Origin of the sequence: Mycobacterium sp. 852014-50255_SCH5639931, from assembly GCF_001665605.1 — a bacterium.
In the GTDB taxonomy this organism is placed as follows: domain Bacteria; phylum Actinomycetota; class Actinomycetes; order Mycobacteriales; family Mycobacteriaceae; genus Mycobacterium; species Mycobacterium paraffinicum.
On the sequence record NZ_LZSV01000031.1, the window covers coordinates 1 to 16,251 of the forward strand.

At 71.1% G+C, this 16,251-nt stretch carries 13 protein-coding genes and 1 pseudogene; 7 read left to right on the plus strand and 7 right to left on the minus strand.

Features of this window, described 5'->3' with window-relative positions; genetic code table 11:
- Positions 1–47: 47 nt before the first annotated feature.
- Both A5758_RS17560 and A5758_RS17565 read right to left on the minus strand, forming a co-directional pair.
- Positions 48–2,669: pseudogene (locus A5758_RS17560) on the minus strand (ATP-dependent helicase); the annotation flags it as partial.
- The gene (locus A5758_RS17565; protein ID WP_067742528.1) at positions 2,636–5,779 is read right to left on the minus strand and encodes an ATP-dependent DNA helicase; all 3,144 of its coding nucleotides are present in this window, start codon (positions 5,777–5,779) and stop codon (positions 2,636–2,638) included. The pseudogene A5758_RS17560 and the gene A5758_RS17565, both read right to left, overlap by 34 nt.
- 108 nt (positions 5,780–5,887) lie before the next feature.
- Between A5758_RS17565 and A5758_RS17570 the strand changes: the two genes are divergently transcribed.
- Genes A5758_RS17570 through A5758_RS17580 form a run of 3 tightly spaced genes read left to right on the plus strand, consistent with a single transcriptional unit; the run spans position 5,888 to position 7,226 of the window.
- On the plus strand, positions 5,888–6,088 hold the full coding sequence (locus A5758_RS17570; protein WP_067205533.1) for a hypothetical protein: 201 nt from the start codon (positions 5,888–5,890) through the stop codon (positions 6,086–6,088).
- Between the two features lie 47 nt (positions 6,089–6,135).
- Positions 6,136–6,921 (plus strand): alpha/beta fold hydrolase, encoded by a 786-nt coding sequence (locus tag A5758_RS17575; protein ID WP_067742531.1) that lies wholly within the window; start codon positions 6,136–6,138, stop codon positions 6,919–6,921.
- Between the two features lie 2 nt (positions 6,922–6,923).
- Positions 6,924–7,226, plus strand: coding sequence for an MGMT family protein (locus A5758_RS17580; protein WP_067205527.1), 303 nt, complete (start codon positions 6,924–6,926; stop codon positions 7,224–7,226).
- Here the strand turns inward: A5758_RS17580 and A5758_RS17585 are convergent.
- The 3 genes from A5758_RS17585 to A5758_RS17595 all read right to left on the minus strand — a co-directional run bounded on the left by A5758_RS17585 (position 7,223) and on the right by A5758_RS17595 (position 10,482).
- Positions 7,223–8,077, minus strand: coding sequence for a TIGR02569 family protein (locus A5758_RS17585; RefSeq protein ID WP_067742534.1), 855 nt, complete (start codon positions 8,075–8,077; stop codon positions 7,223–7,225). The two genes, A5758_RS17580 and A5758_RS17585, sit on opposite strands and share 4 nt — an antisense overlap.
- Positions 8,078–8,169: 92 nt before the next feature.
- On the minus strand, positions 8,170–9,357 hold the full coding sequence (moeZ, locus tag A5758_RS17590) for an adenylyltransferase/sulfurtransferase MoeZ (protein ID WP_067742537.1): 1,188 nt from the start codon (positions 9,355–9,357) through the stop codon (positions 8,170–8,172).
- 99 nt (positions 9,358–9,456) lie between these two features.
- Positions 9,457–10,482 carry a DUF3152 domain-containing protein gene (locus A5758_RS17595; protein WP_197503800.1) on the minus strand — a complete coding sequence of 342 codons (1,026 nt, stop codon included), beginning with the start codon at positions 10,480–10,482 and terminating at the stop codon, positions 9,457–9,459.
- 198 nt (positions 10,483–10,680) lie between these two features.
- On the opposite strand from A5758_RS17595, the gene A5758_RS17600 reads away from it, so the two are divergent.
- Positions 10,681–11,367: a TetR/AcrR family transcriptional regulator gene (locus A5758_RS17600; protein WP_066956131.1), complete on the plus strand. Its 687-nt coding sequence runs from the start codon at positions 10,681–10,683 to the stop codon at positions 11,365–11,367.
- Here A5758_RS17600 and A5758_RS17605 read toward each other — a convergent pair.
- Positions 11,354–11,623: a DUF3107 domain-containing protein gene (locus A5758_RS17605; RefSeq protein ID WP_067205619.1), complete on the minus strand. Its 270-nt coding sequence runs from the start codon at positions 11,621–11,623 to the stop codon at positions 11,354–11,356. The genes A5758_RS17600 and A5758_RS17605 overlap by 14 nt on opposite strands.
- 206 nt (positions 11,624–11,829) lie before the next feature.
- Here A5758_RS17605 and A5758_RS17610 point away from each other — a divergent pair, with 206 nt between their 5' ends.
- Complete coding sequence (locus A5758_RS17610; protein WP_067742541.1) at positions 11,830–12,543, plus strand: MmpS family transport accessory protein; 714 nt, start codon at positions 11,830–11,832, stop codon at positions 12,541–12,543.
- Between the two features lie 3 nt (positions 12,544–12,546).
- Here the strand turns inward: A5758_RS17610 and A5758_RS17615 are convergent, their stop codons facing one another.
- The gene (locus A5758_RS17615; RefSeq protein WP_067205507.1) at positions 12,547–13,266 is read right to left on the minus strand and encodes a ferritin-like fold-containing protein; all 720 of its coding nucleotides are present in this window, start codon (positions 13,264–13,266) and stop codon (positions 12,547–12,549) included.
- Between the two features lie 254 nt (positions 13,267–13,520).
- On the opposite strand from A5758_RS17615, the gene A5758_RS17620 reads away from it, so the two are divergent.
- Together A5758_RS17620 and A5758_RS17625 are read left to right on the plus strand one after the other, a co-directional pair.
- On the plus strand, positions 13,521–15,014 hold the full coding sequence (locus tag A5758_RS17620; RefSeq protein WP_067205504.1) for a DEAD/DEAH box helicase: 1,494 nt from the start codon (positions 13,521–13,523) through the stop codon (positions 15,012–15,014).
- 13 nt (positions 15,015–15,027) lie between these two features.
- Positions 15,028–16,248 (plus strand): hypothetical protein, encoded by a 1,221-nt coding sequence (locus A5758_RS17625; RefSeq protein WP_067742544.1) that lies wholly within the window; start codon positions 15,028–15,030, stop codon positions 16,246–16,248.
- The last annotated feature ends 3 nt before the right edge of the window (positions 16,249–16,251 follow it).

Consider the following 16,251-nt stretch of genomic DNA (forward strand, 5'->3'; position numbering starts at 1 on the left):
TTTTTTTTCACCCCCATGACGCCATACGACCTGTCTTAGGGTCTCGTGGGCTCGGAGATGTGTATAAGAGAGGTCACCAACGCGGCGCCGCGCTCGACGTCACCGCGCCGGGCCAACGGGTCGGTGGGCCAGACCGCCTCGGTGATGTTGTCGCGCAAAGGGTTACGATCGCCGTCCGCCGGCGCGGGCGCCCACTGATCCACCACCCCGCAGGGCGCCCCGGCCGCGGCCGAACGGTCGATGACCTCCTTGATCTCGCACAGGAAATCCGAGGGGCCGCGCGGTTTGATGCCGGAGGCCCCCCACTGATGACCCGACACCATTAGGGCGTCCTCGGCCCGGGTGACGGCGACATACAGCAGCCGGCGTTCCTCGTCGACGCGCCGCTGATCGAGCTGGCGGCGATGCTCGGAGATCTTGTCGGACAACTGCTTTCGATTGGTGACGTCAGAGGTGTCCAGCACCGGGATGCCCAGCGCGCCCGCCGAGGCGCGGTCGCCCCGCAGCAGCGGCGGCAGCTCGGCCGCGTCGGTGAGCCAGCTGCTCCTGGACGCGGTCGAGGGGAAGATTCCGCCCGACAGGTGTGCCACCGCCACCACCTGCCACTCCAACCCCTTCGCGGAGTGCACCGTGAGCACCTGGACGCGGTCGCGCGCGGCCACCAACGGGGCAGGCGGCAAACCGTTCTCGACGGACTCCGCCACCTCCAGGAAGGCCAGCAGGCCCGACACCGATGCCGCGGTGCGACGGTCCGAGACGCCGGCGACGTCGGCTCGTTCGGCGTATCCGGCGACGACGTCGGCGAACGCGTCGAGGTGTTCGGTGCCGGCCCATCCCGCGTCCGCTCCCGCCGCGGCGCGGACCTCGCAGTCGACACCGAGCACGCGGCGCACCTCGGCGACCAGGTCCGGCACGGAATGGTCCAGGCGGCCGCGCAGGGTGCGCAGTTCGCCGGCCAGCGCGGTGATGCGCTGATATCCCGCGGCCGAATACCCTTCGGGCGGGCCGGGATCGGCGATGGCGTCGGCCAGGCACGCCGTGTCGGCGTCCGGGCCGGCGGACATCGCGATCGACTCGGGCGCGGATGCCCCGCCCGGGCCCAGCCCTTCGCCGAGTTTCCGGGCGCGCCTCCAGAGCGCGGCGATGTCCCGGCCCCCGAGGCGCCAGCGCGGACCGGTGAGCACCCGCATCGCCGCCGCGCCCGCGGTCGGGTCGGCGACGAGTCGCAGCATGGCCACGACGTCGGCAACCTCGGGGATGGACAGCAGCCCTGCCAATCCGACGACCTCGACCGGAACTCCGCGGGCGCGCAGAGCGTCGGCGATGGGGGCGGCGTCGGCGTTGCGGCGCACCAGAACCGCGGCGGTCGGCGGGCTCACTCCGTCGGCCCGGGCCGCCTGGTACCGCGCGGCGAGCTCGTCAGCGATCCACTCGCGTTCGGCGTGCACGTCGGGGAGCAGCGCGCAGCGGACCGTTCCGGTCGGGGCGTCCGGGCGCGGCCGCAGCGCGTGCACCGCGACCGACCGGCGGCGCGCCTCCGCCGAGATCGCGTTGGCCAGTTGCAGGGTCCGCGGCGGGTTGCGCCAGCTGGTCCGCAGCTCCAGGACCGGCGCGGGGGTGCCGTCGGAGAGGGGGAAGTCGGTGGTGAAGCGCGGGAGGTTGGTCGCCGAGGCGCCGCGCCAGCCGTAGATCGACTGAATCGGGTCGCCGACGGCGGTCAGGGCCAACCCGTTGTCGACGCCACCGCCGAACAAGGCCGACAAGGCAACCCGCTGGGCGTGCCCGGTGTCCTGGTACTCGTCGAGCAGCACCACCCGGTAGCGGCCGCGCAGGTCGGCGCCGACCTGCGGGAAGTTCGCCGCCAGCCGCGCCGCGCAGGCCATCTGCACCCCGAAGTCCATCGTCTTCGCGGCACGCATGCGCTGGTTCAGCGCGTCGAGCAGCGGAACCAGCTCGGCGCGCTGGGTCTGGGTGGCCAGCAGCCGCAAAAACCACTGGCTGGGTCCGCGGTCGCGCTGATAGGGGCCCGGCGGGAGCGCGTGGATCAGCCGCTCGAGCTCCACATGCGTATCACCGAGCTGGCGGGTGTCCACCAGGTGTTCGGCCAGCTGACCCCACAACCGCAGCACCATCGACGTGACCGCGGCGGGGGTCTTGTCGGTGCGCAGCTCGCCCCGGTACCCGCTGACCACGTCGAATGCCAGCTGCCACAGCTCGGTTTCGCCGAGCAGCCGGGTGTCGGGCTCGATGGGCAGCAGCAGCCCGTAGTCGCGGATCAACGAACCGGCGAACGCGTGGTAGGTGCTGACCGTCGGCGCGCCCGCCGGCTCCGCGGGGGCCGCGCCGTCGGGACCCAAGCCGACGCCGGCCAGCCGGGCCAGCCGGGACCGGACCCGGCGCAACAACTGGCCGGCGGCCTTGCGGGTGAACGTCAATCCGAGCACCTGGCCGGGTTCGGCGTAGCCGTTGGCGACGAGCCACACCACCCGCGCGGCCATGGTCTCGGTCTTGCCGGCGCCGGCGCCGGCGATGACGACCAACGGCCCGGGCGGTGCCGCGATGACGGCGGACTGCTCGTCGGTGGGCGGGAAAAGCCCGAGCGCACCGGCCAATTCGGCGGGGCTATAGCGCGGGTTCACTGCGCCGCCCCGTCGGCGTGGGCCGGACACGAGGGCCGCAGCGGGCAGTGCGAGCAGCCGTCGTTGCGCCGGGCGATGAACCGCGGCCCGGCTGTCGCCTCGGCGGCGCGCCGGACCAGCCGGCGCCACTCGTCGCGGGCGGCCGGTGTCAGCGGATCCTGCTCGCGTTCGGTGGCTCCCGAGGCCCCGGACTTGCCCAGGTAGACCAGCCGCGCCCCGCCGGGCTCCGACCCGGCGGCGACCATCCCCTCGGCCACCGCCAGCTGATACATCGCCAGCTGGGCGTGTTGTTGGGCATCGTCCTTGCTGACCGGCGTTTTGCCGGTCTTGATGTCGACGATCACCAGCCGGCCGGCGGCATCGCGCTCCAACCGGTCGACCCGGCCGCACAGCCGGACGTCGCCGCCTTGAAGGGCACCGTCACCGGATGTTGCCAGGGTGCCGTCGATCTCAACCTCGACGCCGACCTCGGTCAGCGCGCCCCGGGTCTGCGCGCGCCACTCGACGAAGGCCTCGATCATCGCGCGGTGCCGCGCCAATTCGTTGGCCGAATGCCATTGCGCCTCGAAGGGCAGATGGCGCCAGGCCCGGTCCAGCTCGGCCAGCAATTCGGATTCGCTCCGCTGCGGTTCGGCGACCAGGGCGTGCAGCACCGACCCGATGGCGGAACGCAGATCACGCGCGTTGGTGCCACCGTGCCGTTCGGCCAGCCAGCGCAGTGGGCAGTCGTTGAGCATCTGCAGGGTCGACGGGGTCAGGGTGACGGCATCGTCGTCACCACGCAGAGGTTCGCTGGTGCTGACCGGGATCAGGCCGTGCCAGCCGGCCGGGTCGGCGCCCGGGACAGCGGCGCGGGCCAACCGCGCCAATTGCGTTGCCGCACAAGCGCGGGCGGCGTCGTCGACCGCGCCGTCGGGCGCGCACACGACGCCGCGCAACCGGCCGACCAGCGCGGCAGCGGACAGCACCCGGGGCGCTGAGATGGGTTGCGCGGCAACGAGATCGCCATCGTCATCGGTCCACTGTCCGAGTTCGTAGCAGAACGACGACGGCAGCGCGGCCTCGTTGTCCCCGCCGCCCGTGTCGCCGTCCACGGCGGTCACCAGCAACCGGCGGCGGGCCCGGCCCATCGCTGCCACCAGCAGCCGTCGCTCCTCGGCCAGCAGCGGCGCCCGCACCGACGCGTCCTCGGTGACGCCGTCGAGCACGTCCAGCAACCGCTGGGTGCCCAGCACACCGCCGCGCGGAACGGTGTTGGGCCACAACCCCTCTTGCAATCCGGCGATGACCACCAGGTCCCATTCGTGCCCCAGTGCGGCGTGCGCGCTGAGCACCCGCACCTGCTCCACGGGTGACACCGGCTCCTGGTTCCCGGTCGGCAGGTGCAGCGCGGCGACGTGCTCGATGAGACCACGCAGCGACGCACCCGACGTGCGGGACACGTACTGATCGGTGATGTCGAACAGCGCGGTCACCGCCTCCAGGTCTCTGGTGGCCTGGGCGCCGGCGGGGCCCCCGCGCTCGGCGGCCGACAGCCAGCGACGCTGCAGGCCGGACCGGTGCCAGGCGGCCCACAGCGTGTAGCGCGGGTCTTGGCCCGCACGATGGCAGCGCGCCGCGGCGTCCAGCACGGCACGCACCCGCTGCAGCGGGCGGAAGTGCGGGCCCGATGGCGGCGGGTCGGCGGACAGCGTCTCGGCCAGCAGCTCCGCGACCTCGCCCGGCGCGCGACCTGGGTTGGCGCGCTGCACCGTTCGGCGCAGCTGGCGCAGCGAAACCGGGTCGACCCGACCGATGGGACCGGTCAGCAGCGCCAGGGCCCGTTCGCCGTCGAGCCCGTCGGCGGTGGCCGCCAAGACGGTGAGCAGCGCCCGGGCCGCCGGCTCGTCGGACAGCGGTCCGCTGGTCGCGGGCGCGGCCACCGGCACCCCGGCGGCGGCCAGCGCGCGGGGCAACCGCGCACCCGCCCGTGGCACCGACCGGACGACGACCGCCATCTGCGACCACGGCACCCCGTCGACCAGGTGCGCACGCCGAAGCGCGTCGGCGATCATCGCCGCCTCTGCGTGCGCCGACGCCGCCAGGCGCACCGTGACCGAACCCTCCTCGGGCCCGCTGCCCTCGATCCGCTTGCCGCCGCTGCCGCCGGGCAGCCGGTGCGCGATGCCGCTGACGGCGCGCGCCACCGCCGGGGCGCAGCGGTGCGAGACCGTCAACGTCACCGACGGCGAATCCCCGTCGAGCAGGCCGGCGGATTCGCCGCCCCGGAAGCCGAACACCGCCTGGTTGGGGTCGCCCGCGATCACCGCCAGCTCGGTGCCCGCCGCCAGCACCCGGACCAGGCGGGCCGCCTGCGGGTCGAGCTGCTGAGCGTCGTCGACCAACAAGACCCGCACCCGGCCCCGCTCGGCGGCCAGCAGCTCGGGATCGACCGCGAAGGCCTCCAGGGCGGCACCCACCAGTTCGGCGGCCCCCAGCGCGGGGGTCGTCGCCTGGGGTGCCGCCGTCCCGACCGCCGCCCGCAGCAGCATCACCTGCTCGTACTGCCGGGCGAACTGGCCGGCGGCCGTCCATTCCGGGCGCCGGCACCGACGGCCCAGGCGCTCCAGCTCCTGCGGATCAACGCCACGTTCGGCGCAGCGCGCCAACATGTTTCGCAGCTCGGTGGCGAAGCCCGCGGTGGCCAGCGCGGGTTTCAGCTGGGCGGGCCACGCCGTCGTCGCGCGCGGCCCGTCCTCGAGGTCGCCGGCCAACAGCTCCCGGATGATCGCGTCCTGTTCGGCGCTGGTGACCAACCGCGGGGGTGCGTCACCGGCACGCGCGGCGGCCCGCCGCAGCACCGCGTAGGCGTAGCCGTGCACGGTGCGCACCAACGGTTCGCGGACGGCGGCCCGGCAGGGCCCGGTCGAGCGTGCCCCCAACAACGCCGTTGTCAAGGCGCTGCGCGCCGTCATGCCCAGCCGGCCCGAACCGGTAAGCAGCAGAACCGAATCCGGGTCGAGACCCGCGTCGATCCGGGCGACCGCGGCGTCGACCAGCAGGCTGCTCTTACCGGTGCCGGGGCCGCCCAACACCCGGACCGGCCCGCGCGCGCCGGGCGCCAGCAGAGCCCGCGCCTCGGTGTCCCAGATGTACGACATGGCTGCATGCAATCACCAGGGTCTGACAAGTCGCCGGGCCCGCGCCGCCGCGGACCCCTACGCTGGAGGCCGCAAGCAGCCCGACGAACGGTGAGGAGGTAGGTAATCGTGACGAACGTCGGACCCGGTTTTCCCAGCGACGAAGCGCCCGAAGGTGACGCCGCGGAACAATTGCAGCCCGTCGACTTCGACGACGAGGTCGGCCTGGACACCGAGTATCTGTCCGCTGCCGACCGCGAGGCCAACGAGGCCGACGTGATCGAGCAGGCCTACGTCGTCCCCACCGAGGACGAGTGGGACGAACGCTGACCCGCCCGCCCGCGAGTGGCCGTGGCGGCGGCTGCCACGATCGACGGGTGACCGCTGATCTCCATGTGCACCGCTACGGCCCGCCGGGTCCGGTGCGAGTGCTGGCGCTGCACGGGTTGACCGGTCACGGGCAGCGGTGGCAGCATTTGGCCGGCCTGTTGCCCGAAATCACCTTCGCTGCACCGGATCTGATCGGTCACGGCCGGTCATCATGGGCGGCGCCGTGGAGCATCGACGCCAACGTCGCGGCGATGGCCGCGCTGCTCGACGGCGAGGCCGAGGCACCGGTGCTGGTGGTGGGGCACTCCTTCGGCGGCGCGCTCGCCATGCAGCTGGCCGCGATGCGGCCGGACCGGGTGGCGGCGCTGCTGCTGCTGGACCCGGCGGTCGGATTGGACGGCGCGTGGATGCGCCAGATCGCCGACGCGATGCTCGCCTCGCCCGACTACCCCGACGCCGAGGAAGCGCGCCTGGAAAAGCTGCACGGCTCGTGGTCGGACGTCGACCCCGCGTTGCTCGACGCCGAGATCGACGAGCATCTGATCGAGCTGCCGGGCGGCCGGTACGGCTGGCGGGTGAGCCTGCCGGCGATGATGTCGTACTGGAGCGAGCTGGCCCGCGACATCGTGTTCCCGCCGGCCGGGACGCCGACGGTCCTGGTGCGGGCCAAGCGCACCTCGCCGCCGTACGTCGGCGACCAGCTCATCGCCGGGCTGCAGGACCGGTTGAGATCGGATTTCCGGCTGCTGGATTTCGATTGCAACCACATGGTGCCCTACGCCGCGCCGGCGGAGGTCGCCGCGCTGACGCGCGAGCTGCTCGAAGCCCGCTGATCGTGGCGCCGGTGACCGACGAGCAGGTCGAGCGGGTGCGCGCGCTGGTCGCGGCGATTCCGCCCGGCAGGGTCGCCACCTACGGCGACATCGCCGACGTCGCAGGGCTTTCCAGCCCGCGCATCGTGGGTTGGATCATGCGGACCGACTCCTCGGACCTGCCGTGGCACCGGGTGATCACCGCCTCGGGGCGCCCGGCGCCTCATCTGACCACCCGGCAGCTGGAGCTGCTGCGGGCCGAGGGGGTCCTGGCCACCGACGGCCGGATCGCGTTGCGCGAGGTTCGTTACGACTTCCGGCGCTAGAGCACCAGACGCACCAGCGCCGCGGTGCGGGCCAGCCCGGGAAACGCCTCGGCGGTCGACCGCGGGTGCAACGCATGGACCGCCAGGCGGAACATCAAGGCGCGCAACAACATCTGGGGCCACTCCGGCAGCGCGTTCCAACGTTCGATGAGTCCGTCGTCGGCCTCGCCCCAGGACAGGGCGTCGACGACGACGACACCGGCCGCCCACGACGCTGGCCGCCAGTACGGGGTGATGTCGGTAATGCCCGGGGCGGCGGTGCCGATGAAAAGCACTGTCCCGTAAAGGTCTCCGTGCACCAGCTGGTTCGGGCTCTTGGTCGGCCGGCGCAGGGTGGCCAGCTGATTTATCAGCTCCACCGACCGCTCGGCGTCGGCCGTCGGCGGTGCGGTCCGGGCGCCCGGGGGCACCGAGGCCAACGGCCGTTCCTCCCAGGCGGCGCGGTCGGCGGCGATGAAGATGTCCACGTCGCCCCACGGCGCGGTGGGGCCCTGGGTCAGAAATCGGGGCCGTTCCAGTTTGCCGGTCGCCTCGTGCAGGCGCACCGCCGCCGAGACGACTTCGTCATGCCGCGGTTCGGGCGTGCCGGCGACGAAGGTATCCGCCCGCCATCCCGAAACCACGTATCGCCCGTCCGTCGAGCGGACCGGGCGGGCCAGCCGAACACCGTCGACGAACAGCGTCTCCCGCACCCGGGCCGACCAAGCCGCCCGCGCGTGGTCGGCCACCAGCGACAGGACGACCTCACCGCAGCGCCAGCCGCCTTCCCAGCTAGCCCCCAGATAGACGGGCTTGACGCCGGTCAAACCAAACGCCGTTAGCACATGCTCCGGCGGTGGTTCGACATTCACACGGGTAGCCTAGACGAGGTCACCTGCGGCGATCGCGAGCGCGGCGACGCCGGGCGCGGCGGGTCGGCGCCGACAAACCACGACGTATTGGGTCAGTACATGACCATGTCGGGTTGCATCTGCTGCGCCCACGCCACGATGCCGCCCTGCAGGTGCACCGCGTCGGGGAATCCGGCCTTTTGCACCGCCACCAGCGCCTCGGCCGAGCGCACCCCCGTCTTGCAGTACAGCACCGGCATGCGGTCCTGCGGCAGCTTTGCCAGACCCTCACCGGAGTTGATCGACGACTGCGGGATCAGCTGGGCCCCGTCGATGTGCACGATGTCCCATTCCGCGCGCTCACGAACGTCGATCAACGCCAGTTTCTTTCCCGAATCCAGCAATTCGCGCAATTGCCGCGGGGTGATCACGGAGCCGGTGACAACCGGGCCGGCGTCATCGGACGCCACACCGCAGTACTGCTCGTAATCGATCAGCCCGGTGATCTTCGGCCGGAAGGCGTCGTCGGGGTCCCTGCGGATCGTGATGGTGCGATAGGACATCTCCAGGGCGTCGTAGATCATCAACCGGCCCAGCAGCGATTCGCCGATCCCGGTGATGAGTTTGATCGCCTCGGTGCCCATCACCGACGCGATGGAGGCGCAGACGATGCCCAGCACACCGCCTTCGGCGCACGACGGCACAGTGCCGGGTGGCGGCGGCTCCGGGTAGAGGTCGCGGTAGTTGAGGCCCCGCCCGCCCGGCGCGTCCTCCCAGAACACCGAGACCTGCCCCTCGAATCGGTAGATCGATCCCCACACGTACGGCTTGCCGGCCAGCACGGCGGCGTCGTTGACCAGATACCGGGTGGCGAAGTTGTCGGTGCCGTCCAGGATCAGGTCATACTGCGAGAACAGGTCGACGGCGTTGCTCGAGTCCAGCCGGAACTCGTGCAGACGCACCCGGACCAACGGGTTGATCGCGGCGATCGACTCGCGCGCCGACTGCGCCTTGGAGCGCCCGACGTCGGCCACGCCGTGGATGATCTGGCGCTGCAGGTTGGAGTCGTCGACGACATCGAAGTCGACGATGCCGATCGTGCCGACGCCGGCCGCGGCCAGGTACAGCAGCGTCGGCGCGCCGAGCCCGCCTGCGCCGATCACCAGCACCTTCGCGTTCTTGAGCCGCTTCTGCCCGTCGACGCCCAGGTCGGGAATGATCAGGTGGCGGCTGTAGCGGGCCACCTCATCGCGGGTCAGCTCGTCTGCCGGCTCCACGAGAGGCGGCAACGGTGTCGGCACCCACTCCTCCTCGGTCTCGCGTTGCGGTTGTCCACCACCATCACAGCAGCCGCCGAAGTGGACGGCAATGAATTCAACTTGCCGAGCGTCGGGCTACGGCTAGGCGATCGGGAACGGCCACGGGTTGAATCGGCAGGTCTTCCCGTCGGCCTTGACGAAATCCGGGTCGAATTGGGCGGCATCGTTGTTCGACGTGGAGAAGGTCTGCTGCATCATCACCGGCGCCAAGGCGCCCTGCTGCTCACACGGCTCGTGGCGCACGTACCCGATGGCGTGGCCGACCTCGTGGTTGATCACGTACTGGCGATAGGAGCCGATGTCCCCCTCGAACGGGACCGCCCCGCGCACCCAGCGCGCCTCGTTGATGAAGACCCGCGATTGCCGGTCCTTGCCGAATGAGGGGTTGTAGCAGGAGGTCTCGAGCCGGAATTCGTAGCCACACCCCTCGCGGACCGTCACCGGCGACACCAGTGAGATCCGGAAGTCGGGCTTTCCGTTGTCGATCCTGACGAACGCGAACTGCGGGTTGTGCGTCCAGCCCTTGGGGTTGGCCAGCGTCTGGTCGACCATCTGCGCGAACGCCTCGTCGCCGCCGATCATCGTGGGGTCGATGCCGTCCTCCACCTCGACGGTGTAGCGAAACACCCGTACGGTGCCCTGACCGATCTGCGGCGTCGTGCCGGGCACCACGTGCCAGGTCTTCTCGCCCGCCTCGGTGAACGGGCCGCCGTCCGGCAGCGTCCCCGCCGGCAGGTTGGCGTCGAACGCCGCGAGCCCGCGCGGTGGCGCGTCGATGATCGAGGTGCCCACGGCCTCCATCGCCTGCGGACTCTGGATGGGCTGGTTCGCCGTCGGCTTCACCGCGCTGGTGCCCGTCACCGTCTGATAGATGACCACCGCGGTGAGCACCGCCAAGACCGGCAGCGCGTATGCGCGCCAGCCATAGGTGGATACGAACCGTCCCAGCCACGTCTGTTTGCGCCACTGGCGCGGCCGCTCCCGGTCGGCCCGGGTCCGTCCGCCGTCGCGGGCGATCGGGTCACGCAGCGCCCGTAGCGGTTCGCGCCACTCGTCCCGCAGCACCGGGACGCGACCGGTGCCGCGCGAAGGCCGCTGGGACGTCATTGCCCCAGGATTACACAGTCGGCAGCGGGGCCGTCCTTGGCGCGCCCGAATGCTCCGCCCGACACCACTTTCTGCCAGCCACGACGGCGGCGACGACGGTCACCGGGACGACGCGGGTAGTAATGTCTCTCGCAACGAGCCGAGCGCGCTGGCCAGTTGTGCCGGCGGCCGGTTGCCGACACATCAGATGAGGACTCGATGAGCGAACTCGCCAAGGCCGGGGCGCGGCGTGCCGTCAAATCGACCGACCGCAGTCGGCCCGGGGACGGCATCGCGGCTTCGAGCCGGCGCGGCAACCGGTTGCCCCGAGATGAGCGTCGCGGTCAGTTACTCATCGTCGCCAGCGACGTCTTTGTCGATCGCGGCTACCACGCGGCCGGCATGGACGAGATCGCCGACCGGGCTGGAGTCAGTAAACCGGTTCTGTATCAACACTTTTCGAGCAAACTCGAGCTCTATCTGGCCGTGCTCGCCCGGCACGTCGAGAATCTCGTCTCGGGCGTACAGCAGGCACTGAACACCACCACCGACAACCGCCGGCGGCTGCACGCTGCGGTGCAGGCGTTCTTCGACTTCATCGAGCACGACAGCCAGGGTTACCGGCTGATCTTCGAGAACGACTACGTCACCGAACCCGAGGTGGCCGCGCAGGTGCGCGTCGCCACCGAATCGTGCATCGACGCTGTGTTCGCCTTGATCAGCGAGGACTCGGGGCTCGACCCGCACCGCGCCCGGATGATCGCGGTGGGATTGGTGGGCATCAGCGTCGACTGCGCGCGCTACTGGCTCGACTCCGACCGCCCGATCTCGAAGGCGGACGCCGTCGAGGGCACCGTCGCGTTCGCCTGGGGCGGGCTGTCACACGTGCCGCTTACTCGCCTTTAGCGCCCTTGCCGGTGAGCTTTCCGACTTCGGCGCCGATGCCGAAGCCGACCCGGCGCGCGTCGGCGGGGCCGATCTCGACGTAGGCGATCTTGCTGGTGTGCACGAGGAAGCGACGTCCCCGCTCGTCGTTCAGCCTCAGCAGACCCGGTCCCTCACTCAGCGCGGCGCTGACCAGCTCTTCGACTTCGGCCGGCGTCTGCGCACTGGAGAGGACCAGCTCGCGCGGACTGTCCGTAATACCGATCTTGACCTCCACGGTCACCCCTTCCATAGGTATTGAAGTCGACAGACCTGTCAGCTGCAGGCTAGCGGACGCGGCGGGCCCGCTGCGGCGACAGCCCCCGGCATGCGGTTCGCGCTGAGCGAAACATCGGTCGCGAGCAGATAACGATTAGCTTGCGACTGGGCCCAGACCCGGGTCCGCAGCCCGGTTCGTGTTTTCACATGGCTACCTTCGGCCCCATGGGTACCACACTGGCCGATCTCGACGAGGTCCGGGACTACCCCGAAGACCAGACCGACGAGCTCTACGGAGCCGACGCCTACCCCGAGGGCGACTACACCTGGACCGGCTGGCCGGCCGAGCTTCGCTGGCGTCCGGTCACGGCGATCCTCGGCGCCGTGGTGGCCGTCGGCGCGATCGCGACCGCCGTCATCATCAACAGCGGCGACAGCGCGTCGACCAAGGCCACCGTGGCACCGGCCCCCCAACCGGTGACGTCCGCGCCGGCGACGACGAGAAGCTCCGTCCCGCCCAGCGCCCAGCCCAACCCCTCACGCACGGCGTTGCCGCCCGAAACGGTCACCACGGTGACCACGCCCAGCGCGTCCCCGAGCCTGGCGCCGACCGGAACGCCCACCGCCGCTCCGCCCCTGACGCTGACGCCCCCGCCGGCCGCGCTGAACCCGCGCACCGTCGTCTACAGCGTGACCGGCAACAAGCAGCTGCTGGACCTGGTCAACATCGTCTACACCGACGGGAGCGGCTACTCCCAGACCGAGTTCAACGTGTCGCTGCCGTGGACCAAGGCGGTGATCTTGAGTCCGAGCATCCAGAACCCATCGGTCGTCGCGACCAGCTTCTACGGCCGGCTCAACTGCTCGATCGTCAACGCCGCCGGTCAACTGGTGGCCGCGTCGACCACCAACTCGAGCCTGGCGACCTGCGCGCGCTGAGCGTCAGCTCAGACCCAGTTCGTGCATCCGCCGGTCGTGGGTGTGCTGCAACCGGTCGAAGAACGCGTTGAGCTGGCCCAGGCCCCCGGCGCCCGACATCACCAGGTCGACCAGCTCGTCGTGGTCGGCCAGCAGGTACTGAGCCTGCGTGATCGCCTCACCGAACAGGCGGCGCGACCACAGCGCCAGCCGGCTGCGCTGCTTGCCGCTGGAGGTCACGGCGGCGCGCACCTCGGCGACGACGAACTGCGAATGCCCCGTCTCGGACAGCGCCGACCGCACCACGTCGGCGATCTCGTCGGGTAGCCCGTCGGCGATCTCCAGGTACAGGTCGGCGGCCAGGGCGTCGCCGACATAGGTCTTCACCAGGGCTTCCAGCCACGTGCTGGGCATCGTCAGCCGGTGGTAGTTCTCCAGCGCCGAGACGTACTTCGACATCGCCTTCACGACGTCGACGCCCCGGCTTTCCAGGGCATCGCGCAGCAGCTCGTAGTGCTGCATCTCGGCGGCGGCCATGCTGGCCATGGAAATCCGTCCGCGCAGGTCGGGGGCCATCCGCGCCTCGTCGGTGAGCCGATAGAACGCGGCGATCTCGCCGTATGCCAAGACCGCGAACAACTCGTTGACGCCCGGGTGGTCGGCCGACAGACGCGGGGCGGGCGAATCGTCCACCTGGTCGGCTTCCAGTTCGGCTTCGGAGGGCTGGCAAGAGGGCCGGGTCATGGCAACACTGTAGTCGGCGGACCCGGCGCTAAATGGGCGCCAGCTGTCGACCAGCTATCATGTATCTAGATAGCGGCTGTATTTCTTTTTCCAAGCCGCTATCGGCGAAATGTGCGTGCACAGCTGGCCCGCCCAGATTGGGCAGGGGCCCGCGACTCGGCGACGTATTCGGAGTCGGACCTCGTGCGCGCGTGACCGCGACAGAGAAACACCGACACAATCCGATACGTCACCGAAAGGCTTACAACCCACGCATGAGCGCACTCACCAGCACAACTGAATTGACTTTTGCCAACCTCGGCGTTCGCGACGAAATCGTCCGCGCCCTCGCCGAAAAGGGCATCGAACGCCCCTTTGCCATCCAAGAACTGACCATGCCGCTGGCGCTCGCCGGCGACGACGTGATCGGCCAGGCCCGCACCGGCATGGGCAAGACCCTCGCCTTCGGCGTGCCGCTGCTGAACCGCATCACCTCCGGAGTCGGCGTGCGGGAGCTCAACGGCACACCACGGGCCCTGGTCGTGGTCCCGACCCGTGAGCTGTGCCTTCAGGTCACCGAGGACCTGGCCGCCGCGGCCAAGTACCTCACCGCCGACGAAGGCCGGAGGCTGTCCGTCGTCTCGATCTACGGCGGGCGGGCCTACGAGCCCCAGATCGAGGCGCTGCAGGCCGGCGCCGACGTCGTGGTCGGCACCCCCGGCCGGCTGCTCGACCTGGCCCAGCAGGGCCACCTGCAGCTGGGCGGGCTGTCCATGCTGGTCCTCGACGAGGCCGACGAGATGCTCGACCTAGGCTTTTTGCCCGACATCGAGCGCATCCTGCGTCAGATCCCCGAGGACCGGCAATCCATGCTGTTCTCGGCGACCATGCCGGGCCCGATCATCACGCTGGCCCGCACCTTCATGAACCAGCCCACCCACATCCGGGCGGAGGCGCCGCATTCGGCCGCCACGCACGACACCACCGAGCAGTTCGTCTACCGGGCCCACGCGCTGGACAAGGTGGAATTGGTGAGCCGGGTGCTGCAGGCCGAGAGCCGCGGCGCGACGATGATCTTCACCCGCACCAAGCGCACCGCCCAGAAGGTCGCCGACGAACTGGCCGAGCGCGGCTTCAAGGTGGGCGCCGTGCACGGCGACCTCGGGCAGATCGCCCGCGAGAAGGCGCTCAAGGCCTTCCGCAGCGGCGACATCGACGTGCTGGTCGCCACGGATGTGGCCGCCCGCGGCATCGACATCGACGACATCACCCACGTCATCAACTACCAGATCCCCGAGGACGAACAGGCCTACGTGCACCGCATCGGCCGCACCGGCCGCGCCGGCAAGACCGGTATCGCCGTCACCCTGGTGGACTGGGACGAGCTGCCCCGCTGGTCGATGATCGACAAGGCGCTGGGCCTGGAGTGCCCCGAGCCCGCCGAAACCTACTCGAACTCGCCGCACCTCTATGAAGAGATGGGCATCCCCACGGACGCGGGCAGCGCCATCGGCTCGCCGAAGAAGCCGCAGGGCCAGCGCCGCGCCAGCGAGCGCGACGGCCAGAAGGCGGACCGGGGCGGGCGTGCCCGCTCCGGCGCACCGCGACGGCGCACCCGCGGCGGCCAACCCACCACCGCACATGCGGGCGGGAATGCCGCGGCCGGCGCCACCAACGGCGAAGCCGCCGCGGAAGCGCCCGGTAACGGCGGGACCAGCCGCCGCCGTCGGCGCCGCAAGCCCGCCGAAGCCGGCGCAAACGCCAGCTGAGTCGCCCGCCCGGATGGTCAGACCCGAACGCCGGACCAAGGGCGACGTCTTGGCCGCCGCGGCGATAGCGGTCGTTGTCGCCGCCGTCGCCTCGCTGATCTGGTGGACCAGCGACGCCCGGGCCACCATCAGCCGGCCGGCCGCCGTTCCGGCGCCCAACCCGACACCGGCCCGACAGGTCCCTGCCGCGCTCAAGGAGCTGTGGACCGCGTCGAGTCCGGCCACCACCGCGCCGGTGGCGGTCGGCGGGACGGTCATCACCGGCGACGGCCGCCGGGTCGACGGGCGTGACCCCGCCTCCGGCCAGTCCCGATGGAGCTACGAGCGCGACACCGACCTGTGCGGGGTCTCCTGGGTGTACCACTACGCCGTCGCCGTCTATCGGGACGACCGCGGGTGCGGGCAGGCGAGCACGCTTGACGGGTCCACGGGTCGCCGCGGGCCCGCCCGCAGCGGCTACTCCGACCCGCACGTGCAGCTGTCCTCCGACGGCACGACGGTGTTGGCGGCCGGCGACACCCGGCTCGAGCTGTGGCGCTCCGACATGGTCCGGATGGTGGCGTACGGCGAGACGGACGCCCGGGTCAAGCCCACGGCACGCGGGCTGCACTCCGGCTGCAAGCTGGTCTCGGCGGCGGCCAGCTCGTCGGCGGTGTCGGTGCTGGAGAGCTGCGTCAACCAGGCCGACCTGCGGCTAGTGCTGCTGCGGCCCGGCAAGGACGATGACGAGCCTCAGCAGCGCATCGTGGCCGAACCCGGGATCAGGGCGGATTCGGGCGCCCGGGTGCTGGCCGTCTGGGAGAGCAACACCGCGGTGTACCTGCCGTCGCCGCAGCCCCGGGTGGACGTGATCGACGAGACCGGCACCACCGTGTCGAGCACACTGCTGCCCAAGCCGCCGACGAGCCCCGGTGCCGTGGCACACGCGGGCAGCCTGATCACCTGGTGGACCGGCGATTCCGTCATGGTCTTCGAGACGGGCAACCTGTCGCTGCGCTACACCATCGCCGCAGGCGCCACGACGGCGCCGCTGGGGCCGGGCGCGATGATGGCGGGCCGCCTGCTGGTGCCGGTCACCGGCGCGATCGGGGTCTACGACCCGGTCAGCGGCGCCAACGAGCGCTACATCCCGGTGAACCGGGCGCCGAGCACACCCGGACGGGCGGTGGTCCCGGCCGTCGCGGGCTCCCAGGTGTTCGAGCAGCGGGGCGACACCGTCGTGGCCCTCGGCTGACCG

What these genes read in the sequence shown, in the direction of transcription:
- A5758_RS17565 (WP_067742528.1), bottom strand. Translation starts at nt 5,779, where the DNA reads ATGTCGTACATCTGGGACACCGAGGCGCGGGCTCTGCTGGCGCCCGGC.
- A5758_RS17595 (WP_197503800.1), bottom strand. Translation starts at nt 10,482, where the DNA reads ATGACGTCCCAGCGGCCTTCGCGCGGCACCGGTCGCGTCCCGGTGCTG.
- A5758_RS17600 (WP_066956131.1), top strand. Translation starts at nt 10,681, where the DNA reads ATGAGCGAACTCGCCAAGGCCGGGGCGCGGCGTGCCGTCAAATCGACC.
- A5758_RS17610 (WP_067742541.1), top strand. Translation starts at nt 11,830, where the DNA reads ATGGGTACCACACTGGCCGATCTCGACGAGGTCCGGGACTACCCCGAA.
- A5758_RS17615 (WP_067205507.1), bottom strand. Translation starts at nt 13,266, where the DNA reads ATGACCCGGCCCTCTTGCCAGCCCTCCGAAGCCGAACTGGAAGCCGAC.
- A5758_RS17620 (WP_067205504.1), top strand. Translation starts at nt 13,521, where the DNA reads ATGAGCGCACTCACCAGCACAACTGAATTGACTTTTGCCAACCTCGGC.
- A5758_RS17625 (WP_067742544.1), top strand. Translation starts at nt 15,028, where the DNA reads ATGGTCAGACCCGAACGCCGGACCAAGGGCGACGTCTTGGCCGCCGCG.